The 9,788-nt window shown below is 62.7% G+C and carries 11 protein-coding genes, 1 tRNA gene and 1 pseudogene; 5 read left to right on the top strand and 8 right to left on the bottom strand.

The features are described 5' to 3' along the window. A pseudogene (locus tag MKK65_RS22560) lies at positions 1-253 on the bottom strand (histidine kinase); the annotation flags it as partial. A 219-nt stretch (positions 254-472) separates the two neighbouring features. On the opposite strand from MKK65_RS22560, the gene MKK65_RS22555 reads away from it, so the two are divergent. After that, positions 473-1,756 carry a cation:proton antiporter gene (locus MKK65_RS22555; protein ID WP_243960299.1) on the top strand — a complete coding sequence of 428 codons (1,284 nt, stop codon included), beginning with the start codon at positions 473-475 and terminating at the stop codon, positions 1,754-1,756. A gap of 9 nt (positions 1,757-1,765) precedes the next feature. Here MKK65_RS22555 and MKK65_RS22550 read toward each other — a convergent pair whose 3' ends face one another. Then, a complete protein-coding gene (locus tag MKK65_RS22550) occupies positions 1,766-2,878 on the bottom strand; it encodes a potassium channel family protein (protein ID WP_279596907.1) in 1,113 nt (370 codons plus the stop codon). Positions 2,879-2,968: 90 nt separating this feature from the next. Further along, the gene (locus MKK65_RS22545; RefSeq protein WP_243960297.1) at positions 2,969-3,799 is read right to left on the bottom strand and encodes a helix-turn-helix domain-containing protein; all 831 of its coding nucleotides are present in this window, start codon (positions 3,797-3,799) and stop codon (positions 2,969-2,971) included. A gap of 328 nt (positions 3,800-4,127) precedes the next feature. Here MKK65_RS22545 and MKK65_RS22540 point away from each other — a divergent pair, with 328 nt between their 5' ends. Then, the gene (locus MKK65_RS22540) at positions 4,128-4,409 is read left to right on the top strand and encodes a hypothetical protein (RefSeq protein WP_243960296.1); all 282 of its coding nucleotides are present in this window, start codon (positions 4,128-4,130) and stop codon (positions 4,407-4,409) included. Here the strand turns inward: MKK65_RS22540 and MKK65_RS22535 are convergent. Next, the gene (locus tag MKK65_RS22535; protein ID WP_243960295.1) at positions 4,381-4,827 is read right to left on the bottom strand and encodes a hypothetical protein; all 447 of its coding nucleotides are present in this window, start codon (positions 4,825-4,827) and stop codon (positions 4,381-4,383) included. The two genes, MKK65_RS22540 and MKK65_RS22535, sit on opposite strands and share 29 nt — an antisense overlap. A gap of 12 nt (positions 4,828-4,839) precedes the next feature. Then, entirely contained in the window at positions 4,840-5,136 is a 297-nt protein-coding gene (locus MKK65_RS22530) for a hypothetical protein (protein WP_243960294.1), read from the bottom strand. A gap of 92 nt (positions 5,137-5,228) precedes the next feature. Here MKK65_RS22530 and MKK65_RS22525 point away from each other — a divergent pair, with 92 nt between their 5' ends. Then, entirely contained in the window at positions 5,229-5,504 is a 276-nt protein-coding gene (locus MKK65_RS22525) for a multiprotein-bridging factor 1 family protein (RefSeq protein ID WP_243960293.1), read from the top strand. Between the two features lie 43 nt (positions 5,505-5,547). Here the strand turns inward: MKK65_RS22525 and MKK65_RS22520 are convergent, their stop codons facing one another. Beyond that, on the bottom strand, positions 5,548-6,420 hold the full coding sequence (locus MKK65_RS22520) for an HNH endonuclease (protein ID WP_243960292.1): 873 nt from the start codon (positions 6,418-6,420) through the stop codon (positions 5,548-5,550). Between the two features lie 113 nt (positions 6,421-6,533). Then, a tRNA-Cys gene (locus MKK65_RS22515) sits at positions 6,534-6,609 on the bottom strand. Positions 6,610-6,778: 169 nt separating this feature from the next. Here MKK65_RS22515 and MKK65_RS22510 point away from each other — a divergent pair. Continuing rightward, complete coding sequence (locus tag MKK65_RS22510; protein ID WP_243960291.1) at positions 6,779-7,036, top strand: hypothetical protein; 258 nt, start codon at positions 6,779-6,781, stop codon at positions 7,034-7,036. Positions 7,037-7,047: 11 nt separating this feature from the next. Then, a complete protein-coding gene (locus MKK65_RS22505; protein ID WP_243960290.1) occupies positions 7,048-7,314 on the top strand; it encodes a hypothetical protein in 267 nt (88 codons plus the stop codon). A gap of 109 nt (positions 7,315-7,423) precedes the next feature. On the opposite strand, the gene MKK65_RS22500 is transcribed toward MKK65_RS22505, so the two are convergent. Then, positions 7,424-8,122, bottom strand: a complete 699-nt coding sequence (locus MKK65_RS22500; protein ID WP_243960289.1) for a hypothetical protein — start codon at positions 8,120-8,122, stop codon at positions 7,424-7,426. Positions 8,123-9,788: the final 1,666 nt, after the last annotated feature.

Here is a 9,788-nt window from a genome sequence, read left to right as displayed (position 1 = left end):
GGTAGCTGTGGAAGCGCTCGCCCGCCGCCAGAGCGCGGTGGAACACGTCGAGCGTCTCCCGGCGGGTCTCCTTGCCCTGCATGAACCGGGGGCTGAGCCCGATGATGTCGTCGAGTTCGCGCCTGACGAGACGGCCGAAGGCGGCGTTGGCGTAGAGGATAATGGGCCCGGGTGGCTCGATCATCGGATCGGTGACGACGATGCCGACGGTGGCATCGTGGGCGAATGCGCGGATCAATTCGAAGGCTGTCATCGCACGGCAACGCTGCAACTGTGCGGGAAGTGCACGAGCGCTATCCGCCGTCCAGTTCCACCGCCGCACCGACGCTCGAGGCTTCACGGGCGACCCGTAAGGAACTGGCTCACGCTCGCCTGTCATCGCGAGCTTGCCCGCTGCACGCCTTGCGGTGTCCTCGATACGAATAGTGGGCCAAACACGGAACAGTGCGATCCAGGATTGGTTCGCCCTACGATGGAAACCTATGTCGTCGTCCTCGCCGGGTTCGGTGTCCTGGTCCTGCTGACGGCATGGCTGCCGATGGTACTCCGAGCGCTACCGCTGTCCCTGCCCATCTGCTGTGTCGGCGCCGGTGCAGCCTTATCCCTGCTGCCCGTAGTTGCCAGACTGCCCCTGAAGCTTTCCGAACACCTATCACTGATCGAGCATGCGACCGAGGGTGTGGTCATCATCTCGCTGATGGGGGCTGGCTTGAAGATCGACCGGCTGATCGGCTGGCGCCGCTGGGCCGTGACTTGGCGGCTGCTGGGCATCGCCATGCCGCTGACCATCCTAGCGCTGGCAATGCTCGCCTGGGCACTCCTCGGGGTCGGTGCCGCGACGGCTCTGCTGCTGGCGGCATCCCTCGCCCCGACCGATCCAGTCCTCGCCTCCGATGTCCAGGTCGGACATCCCACAGAAGGGGGCGAGGATGAGATGCGCTTTGCCCTGACCTCGGAGGCCGGCCTCAATGACGGGCTCGCCTTCCCGTTCGTCAACCTCGCCATCGTACTCGCCGGTGCCGGCAGTTTCACAGATCTGCCGCTGGGGCACTGGCTGACCATCGACGTGATCTGGAAGATCGTCGTCGGAGCCGCTCTCGGAGGCCTGATCGGACGCGGTCTCGGCTGGCTTATCTTCCACCTGCCGAACGCCTCCAAGCTGTCTCGCACCGGCGACGGCTTCGTGGCTCTCGGGGCGACCTGCCTGACCTACGGGGTCGTACAGGTCGCTGACGGCTACGGCTTCGTCGGTGTGTTCGCTGCCGCACTCGCGCTGCGCGCCTCTCATCACAGCCATGACTACCATCAGAAGATGCACACCTACGCCGAGGAACTTGAGCGCCTGCTGATGATGGTCCTGCTCGTCGGGTTCGGGTTGGCGCTCGCGGCCGGTGGCCTACTCGATGGCCTCAGCCTCTCGGCGGTCGGCTTCGTCGTCCTCGCCCTCCTCGTCGTGCGCCCGCTCAGCGGCTGGATTGGGCTACTCGGCTCGGGATTGCCGGCCGATGAAAAGGCGGTCATCGCCTTCTTCGGCATCCGCGGCCTCGGTACGATGTACTACCTCGCGTTCGCGCTGAACCACGCGCGGTTCGAGGCGCCAGACCTGCTCTGGGCGACAGCCGGGCTAACCGTTCTGGTATCCATCATCCTGCACGGGGTGACGGTGACGCCCGTGCTACGCTTTCTCGATCATCGCAGCGGGCGCGACACGCAGAGCGGACAGGACGAGCTACCGTTCGAGCGTGGCGTTCCATGATCGCAGTCATCACGCGGCCCTGCCCCCGGCCAGCCGGTCGAGCAATCTCTGGAGCGAGGCACTGCTCGGCTTCTGAGACTCATCGACCAAGACGAACAAGGCCTCGCCTGTGACGGCAGTGTGCGGCGGTGGGTTGCTGTGCGGCTCGCCCCGGACATCCGCGTAGCCCACCGGTGTGCCGAAGTTCTCGTTTAAGATGGCCGATACGACGTCCGCCCAGACCATATCGGTGATCTTGACGTCGAAGCGAAGGCACTCGTCACCCTCGCTGGAGAACAGACGCTCGATGATCCATTCGGTGCCAGGCGCGACGATCGCGCGGACGATCATCTCAGGGTAGCCGCGCAGGGGCCTGACGATCGCCGAAGCCCCAGCTCGCTTCAGGCGATCCCGGTTCAGGTCGTCGACGCACTCGGCGACGATGCGCACCTTGATACCCCGCTCACGCAAGCGGTGGATGATGTCGAAGGTACGGCTGTCGGACAGGCGTTCACCCTCTTGCTCGGCCAGGATGACGAGTACTCGGGCATGATCGACACCCGCAGCTTCAAGCGCGGCGGGATCATCGAAGCGACCCTTCAGCTGGACGATGAGCGGATCGTCTTCGAGGTCGGGTGGCAAGCCATCCGGGAAGGCTTCGGTCAGAATCAGGGAAGGCACGCCGGCGAAATTAGCGTGCGAACGGTGCAGCTGATCGAGGAGGCGGCGCAGATAGTCACCCGGCTCGTCGGCCGGAGCGTTCACGAACACGATGTGGTCGCGCATATCCCACCTCCACTCGCCCCGACGCTTGCGTTCACGCCTGAGGATTCGGAACTCGAAGAACGCACCGCCCGCCTGGGTCAGCAGGAAGATACCCGAGAGATAGATCAGGACGATGGTGGAAGCCCGACCAGCCGGCGACTTGGCGGATAGGTCGCCGTAGCCAGTGGTGGTGATGGTGGTGAAGGTTAGCCACACGGCCTCACCTGGGCTTAGGCCCTCAAAGGCGACCATCGCGGCGGCGTGCAGTCCGATCAGAACCAGCAGCCCAACGAGAGCGAAGCGGATACGATTCCGAAGATCGTTAACGACGCTCCGACGGAAGCGGAGGGGTCGGGTCCGGGCCCGCGCTGGACGCATCACTGAGCTCGCTCGCGATTCCTTCGATAGCTGAACGGTTGACCGCCGCTGTTCGTCATATCGCACGCCGGCAGACCCTCACCGCATAGCTCAGCCCGCTCTACGACCCGCGCCGATTCGGGAACTGCCTGAACGGTCGAGGTCGCCCGCTGCCCCCCGGCAGCATTTCTTCGGTCCTGTTTTCCCCGATTCTGACAGGGCTAGAACTTCAGTAGCCGTGCTGGTTACGCTTTTGACCCCTTCCCCTTGGGCAAGTGACGCGAGCGAGGACGATCCAGATTTGGATAGTGGGTCTCGCGCCCGAGCCAGCCGCAGCCAAGCCAGCCATTCTGGCGAGACGATGCGCACGATGTTCGTGTCGTTGCGGAAGCCGGTGATCTGGCGCTCCTCGACGGTCAGCAGGCCCAACCGTGCGGCCTCGCGGATCGCGTTCTTCACGGTCGAACGGCACACGCCGGTGACGGCCGCCATGTTCTCAATCGACAGCCGGCAGTCCTTCCGGCGGGCGACCTCGGCCGCCACGAGGGCGAGGACCGCCTGCTCGGCCAGCGTGAACCGGGCCGCTAGCCCCGGTGGAAGCCGCCCCGAGGCGGCCCAACGACGACGGCGCTCCATCGAGGCATCCGTGCGCGGGCGCGAGCCGACGGCCCTCCTGGGCGATCCTACACGATCCTGGGCGATGCCGGGATCCTCGGCATGGGCGGTCCCCAGATTGGGGGAGCGCAAAACCTGACTGGCAGGCAGGTTATCGCCCCGCCGTGGGGCGGACAGGGTCCGCGCCTCGATCAGCCCGGACAGGCTCTCGGCCTCGGCTTCTGTGACCTTCCCCTCCCCGTAGGCGCGCCACAGCAGCGCCGTCACGGACGGCAGGGTGATTCGGGTCGCGGCCTCGATGGCGCGGCGGATCTCGTCGGCAAACATGGTCCTCGGCCCCGTGAAAGGGCCGCAACAGGTCGTTCCGGGCCGCCCCAGGGGCGTCCGGTCCACAAGGCAAAGCCTCATCGTCGTCGGAATTGGCGTTCCGACTTGACGCCCGGGGGCGTCTCATGGCTTGTGAGGAGTTGCAGCAGGCCTCACAGGCCCTTTTGATTTCGACGGCCCTCCAGTTTGGCGACTGGGGGGCCGTTGGCTTTTCAGGGGTCGACTTGCGGCGGCGTGGTCTCCTGATGCTCCCGGCGACTCGCACAGAGCGCGCGCCAGCCGGACATGGCATGTCGGCTGGACGGCACGGTTAAGTCAACGTCAGGGAATGATCAGCGCGACCATGCACGGCAGACTTCCGACCGTCGCCGACCTGCGCAGGACCGGCCGCATCAGCAGCCACGAGATCGTCGCGGCGATCGATCTGTACATGCGGGACCCCGCGGCTGGCCCCTACCGCTTCGCCAGCGGACACAGCCTCGACGTCGCCGCGCTCGTGGCCTCGACGATCAGCCTCGCGGAGGTCGCGAACCGAGCCGGCCCGCAGGAGAAGACGTTCAGAAACGCGGTTGCCGCCGTCGTCATGGCGGCGCATCCGACCCCAGCGTGATGCTAGGTTGCTCTGTTTCTGTCGATACGCGCGTGTCGATCCGATGCTCGACCCAGGCACGGGCTGCTTTTTCGGTCGGAAGATCCTTGTATTCCTCGTACAGCAGCGGCCATCCTGAATTTGGACGATAAGTGCAAGCCCTTACTCCATTGAGTTTAAGTGGACTTATGGACCCGAGCAGGATGCCATCCGCGCCGATCTCGGCCTGCGTGGTGGGGGACAGCAGGTGCCAGGCCTCAGCCGGCGTGAACGGCAGCGGCATGCGGGACCAGAGCGCGGCGTGGTCGGGCAGGCGGGCGGTGTTGTCGCCGCGGAGGGCGGGGCTGCTGGCAAAATAGGGGGTCGAGGCCGCGGCGGGCGCAGCGCTGGCCGCGAGGAGGCCGGCGGCGAGAGCGCGGCGGTTGATGCGGGCGGTCATCTGCGCGGCTCCTCAGTGCGCGGCCATGTGGCGGGCCATCTTGGCGGCGCGCCACGCGGCGGTGAGGCAGACCGACATGGCCTCGGCCCAGGTGCCGCCGAACCGCTCCTGATGGGCGCGGGCGGCGGAAGCGGCGGCCGACATGATGGCGCCGCGGTCGAACTGGCCGGCGGTGAACAGCGGGCGCCGCGTGGTACGCACCGTCATGTCGATGCGGGCCTTGGCGGACAGGAGACCGGGGGCGATCGCCGGGCGGCTGTCGTGCAGGCCGCGGGAGAGGGTGTTCCAGGAGACGGTGCGGTGGGACATCGAGGCGTCCTGTCATATGATTTCGTTGAAAATAAGATTTTTGATATGACCGTCGCCTGTCAACGCCTTTGGTGGTTGATTGACGAAAAAATATGACGCGCTATCCTGCGCTCATGCTTACCCCTGCCCTGTCTCGCGCCGCGCGCGCTCTGTTGGATTGGTCGCAAGAACAGCTCGCCGAGGCATCGCATCTCGGGCTGTCGACGATCAGGGATTTCGAGAGGGGCCGGCGTGTGCCCAGCCACAACAACCTGGCGGGGATCGAGCGCGCGCTGCGGGATGCCGGGATAGAGTTTACCCCGGAGAACGGGGGCGGCGCTGGCGTTCGCTTCAGGAACCGAGCGGACGGGACGCAGGTCGAGCACTAGACTCGGCGATCAGCCAACGCTCTCTCTCTCGGCCTAGTGATGATCACCGCCTACGCCACCCTCTCGGGACGACCAGCCCCGATGCCGTAGGCCTGTAGCCAGTCAGCGGTGGCGGCAGCATTTCAATGAGTTTGCCTGGATAGGCTCGCTTGAATAGGTCTGGGAACGGCAACCCACCGTATATCTCCCAGTCCGCGCAGGCCATGACGCAGACGTAAAGTCCTTCATGAAATTGAACTAGGGCAAACACTATCGAGAAATCGTCGGTGTTGTACCGATAGATAAACTGCGGGTTGGAGTGCTGCCTGCCCTGAACGAGTTTCTTGTCGAGCGGCATGATGCTGACGAGTGATTTCGCCGTCTCGAACGCCAGGCCTGCGTTGAGGAAAAATGCGGTTCTCATGCCCCCGATCATCGGGATGCCGTAGCCGCAGTGCTCTCGGAACAGGGCCATCCCGAGCTTCGCCGCGAACACGGCGAGGTAGGCGTCTGTCCGTGGCCCGCTACGCGTCTGAAGCATCCGACGCATAATGCCACCAGGGCCGGGGACAACGACAATTTCCTGGAAGCGCTCGAACTCCTCCACAACACCAGGAGCGGTCGTCCGCAGGGATCCCCGAAGGCGAGCAGCTTCTACCAGTCGCCAATCGATCGCACCCGGCCTGGGGGAGAAGCGCGCGACAAATGCTGCGACCGTGTCCGCCCCGCGTGTCCCGTTGTTGCAGGACTTGCAGGCTGCGAACTCCATCCCCTTTAGCCGCTGCTGGTCCTTGAACATGCCGATGGGCGGCATGTGCTCTATGTGCATGGTCTCGGCTGTGACGGGCGTATCGCAGTAGATGCACCGGTCATCGGTCTCGGCCAGCCGCTGCCGCAGCTTCGAATGCGCGCTGTCCTTCCTTCGGCTCTCGCTCACGTCTGGCGCTCCTTGCGCCCAGTATAACCTAATGGCTGCGACCGGCGTCTCACTTGGGATGCCGCGGACACCATAGGCTTGTGCGAGCGAGCCAGATGTTGGGTAGGAATGGTTGGAGGCCGGGGCCCGGAGTCGAACCGGACGTGCGGAACTTTGCAGGCTCCTGGCTGGACACTCACCCACCTGGCCATCGCCTTTTGACCATGACGCCTGTGCAGCCTCAAGGTCGCGCGATGAGGGATCCTCAGATGGCTGCCAAGAAGCTTAGCGAGCCCCTACCGACCATGACCCCCGGCCTAGAGTTCATCCCCGAGAACGGCGGCGGGGCCGGGATCCGGTTCCGGGAGCGGAAGGCGCTATGACGCGCATCAGCAACGACAAACAGTCTGCACGACATCACCCCAAAGCGATGCCGCACTGGTTGGTGTTCGTGATCAGCGTCCTGGCCCTCAGCGTGCCGATCGCGGGCTTGCTGTTCATGGTGTGGCTGGCCGTAGTGAGGCCGGGGGACTTCGTCGTCAGTCTCGTCGAGATGGCCTACATCGTGGTCGCCACCATCCTGATCGCTGCCGTCATGGCGTCCTACGTGCACCGAAAGCAGCGACCGCTCCCATGACGGGCTCGTCAATGAACGACGAGGATCGTGAATTCGAGCACTCCCCACTATCGGGATCGTTCACCCGCGACGATGAGACGGTCGACGTGGAGATTTATCGGTTCGCGGGTACGCAGGATCCCTGGCAGCTGGCCGTCGTACACATGTCGAGCGGCAGCACCGAATGGCAGGAGCGGTTCGCGACGGAGCAGGACGCCTACTGCGCGTTCGCAGAGGCCGTAGAGAGGGACGGGATCGCATCGTTCGGCGCGACCACTACTACCAGAACGATGCAATGACCCATCCGCTGCCTCGTGAAAGAGGCGTTGAACGCGAAGTGGTCGTCGTCAATCCACGGCGTCAAATCAGTCATAGTGAAAGTTACGCTCGATAGCGCACATATCTCAATTATAATGGCCCAGATTTACTGGGATTTATTGACCGCTGACCCGAATTATAGGGCGCTTCTTGTTCCACCGTGAAAGGAAATGAATTATTTCTATACTGATTTATAAGCAAAGTTGCCCATCCAGATAAAGCAACGAGAAGCATGGTCAATTTCCAGTTGCGATCTGTATTTTCTTTCTGCCGCTCTTTCCGAGCAATTAGAGCCACTCGCTCACTTGAACTTTTCATGATAACAAATAGTTTTAATATTCTTTCGTAGTCATCTCCGTCAATTCTGTTATATATTGCGTCTCGTAGCTTGTTTCTATCGGAGCGGGACTCAGCGATTTGTTCCTGGATACCTGAGATCAGCCCCAAAACTTCCAGGTAATCAGGAAAAGTTTCGTGGAGGCGCTTGGGGCCAACCTTCTTTTCAAGCTCATCAAACCAACTAGTTACGAAATTCAGCATTGCATCAATTGCGTCATGCTTTGACTTGACGCAGTCTTCTGTGGCGTCTGCCAGATAATTAGCTACCCGCGACCTTTTTTCAGTGTCATTAGCAATGTCGAAATTCAGAACGATCTCAATCGAGTCGATAATTTTTCGACCAGCATAGCGTAGCTCGAAAATAGCCGCCGCAACAATCTCGTTCCCACGAACTTGTTCAGCGCGTTTGATGCGCTGCTCGGCAATATTCCATTGTGTGATGAGGCCCACAAGGGACCTATCAAGCTCAGGATCAAGCATTGGTTGTGGTGGGGCGGAGCGGAGGGAGCGAGCCTATAGCACCCTAGCGCGCACTGCGCACCCGATCTCGCCACTTAGAATTGATGGCGCGGGCACGATCTGTCTCGCTCCGCTGCTCATCGGGCATGAGTATACGGCCGTTCTGAGCGGAGATGTTCCCACGCGCAAAACGTCCGACCGTCTTTTTTACAACGCGCAGCCATTCGGAACGGGCTTCCGCCCGAACGGCGCTCGATATCCGAGCCATAAAGGTCCTGCCTATCATCGGACAGTCCTCAAGGCGGTGGTTCCAGCGCCGCCTTGAGGGGCGGCGCCGTACCACAACCTAGATATTTGGTCCAGTGGACGCCAGCCGATTGTGCGCCTTATCCCCGGCCAGCGTGAATGGCAAAGCTTGTAAAAGCGTTGCAGCTACTGAGGGTTGTGGAAAGCGAGCGACTCAGCCTGAATGACGACCGCGCGTAGCAAATTATTAACTCCCTGCGGTTGTGCCATCGTAGGCCGCCGCGACATCGCCTAAGCTACCGCCAACTGCGCGTTCTGCGGCGCCAGGCTGCGATCTCGACAGGCGCCCTGTGGCAGCTATCCTGCCGCCATGCGCACAGCCCTCGCCGCCCTCGCCCTCGTCGTCGCTGCCGGTGAGGCGTAGGCTGCCGAGCCGGTGGCGGTGCCAAAGTTCAAACCCAACACCCTCTACCCTGATGCTCGGGCTTCGCTTCTTCAGCTCGGCTGGAGGCCTGCCACTGTGCCACCGTCAAGCCGAGTATGCGAGCGTCGCGAGGATACCTGCGAAGCCTACCCAGAGGCTGAGACCTGTGCGACGTTCGGAGCCGCGGCGTGCTCGATGCTCTGGAAGCGCGGCGAGCAGCTCATCAGCGTCATGACGATTGGCGACACTGACATCCTGGTTCGGTCCGCGTCTTGTCGATCAGGCTGTTAGGTACCCCGCGGAGAGCGTCACGATTGAACGACCTGCAGCTACGGAAGAGGCGGCGCACCCCATTAAGAGCGCGCCGCAAAGTTAGCTCGTGGTCTCATCAACGAGCAGGCGCCCAGGGCAAAGTCCAGGCCATGAAAAAATTCGCTCCGTTGAACCGGGCGGGCTTCCAGTCTCGGACAAAGGTGTCACTGCGGAGTCCGAGGCTGGCGTGCGCTTATCATGTGACAGATCATGACAGGGGCGTTACTGCCCGCCGGTGATCGAGTTAGCGCCGAGACCCTCGCCGCTGCACCCAGGTCATCGACGGTCGCCGCATGCGATGACGCCGCATTCGCACGTTGGTGAGCATATCGGAAGGCGAAGAGACACCGGCTACGGGGCCAGCCGGCACGGCGGCGGCCGGAAGGCTGAAGCCAACCAGGCCGGCACCGGCAAGCGCGGCCAGAATGAAGATACGCATGAGGATCCTCCGTGCCTCAGCGCAGGAGGATCGCGTCGGCTATAGGGAAGCGTTGAGGTCCGTCCCCGGTTCAGTAGCCGCGCCCACCCACGACATCGTCCGCTGCGGTTTTCGCACTACGACCGTTGCCGACCCTCCAGGACGATCAGCAGGGCGATGCAACATTCATAGAAGCAATAAAAGTAAACTAGGTCGGCGCTTGATTGAACGAATGATTAGTATTGCGCTAATCATAC

Origin of the sequence: Methylobacterium sp. J-001 (assembly GCF_022829565.1) — a bacterium.
Classification (GTDB): Bacteria; Pseudomonadota; Alphaproteobacteria; order Rhizobiales; family Beijerinckiaceae; genus Methylobacterium.
The sequence above is the reverse complement of the archived record's forward strand: the minus strand, read 5'-3'. Positions and strand labels throughout refer to the sequence as shown.

Coding starts and splice junctions, on each gene's coding strand:
- MKK65_RS22555 (WP_243960299.1), top strand. CDS start 473: ATGGAAACCTATGTCGTCGTCCTCGCCGGGTTCGGTGTCCTGGTCCTG.
- MKK65_RS22550 (WP_279596907.1), bottom strand. CDS start 2,878: ATGCGTCCAGCGCGGGCCCGGACCCGACCCCTCCGCTTCCGTCGGAGC.
- MKK65_RS22545 (WP_243960297.1), bottom strand. CDS start 3,799: ATGTTTGCCGACGAGATCCGCCGCGCCATCGAGGCCGCGACCCGAATC.
- MKK65_RS22540 (WP_243960296.1), top strand. CDS start 4,128: ATGATCAGCGCGACCATGCACGGCAGACTTCCGACCGTCGCCGACCTG.
- MKK65_RS22535 (WP_243960295.1), bottom strand. CDS start 4,827: ATGACCGCCCGCATCAACCGCCGCGCTCTCGCCGCCGGCCTCCTCGCG.
- MKK65_RS22530 (WP_243960294.1), bottom strand. CDS start 5,136: ATGTCCCACCGCACCGTCTCCTGGAACACCCTCTCCCGCGGCCTGCAC.
- MKK65_RS22525 (WP_243960293.1), top strand. CDS start 5,229: ATGACGCGCTATCCTGCGCTCATGCTTACCCCTGCCCTGTCTCGCGCC.
- MKK65_RS22510 (WP_243960291.1), top strand. CDS start 6,779: ATGACGCGCATCAGCAACGACAAACAGTCTGCACGACATCACCCCAAA.
- MKK65_RS22505 (WP_243960290.1), top strand. CDS start 7,048: ATGAACGACGAGGATCGTGAATTCGAGCACTCCCCACTATCGGGATCG.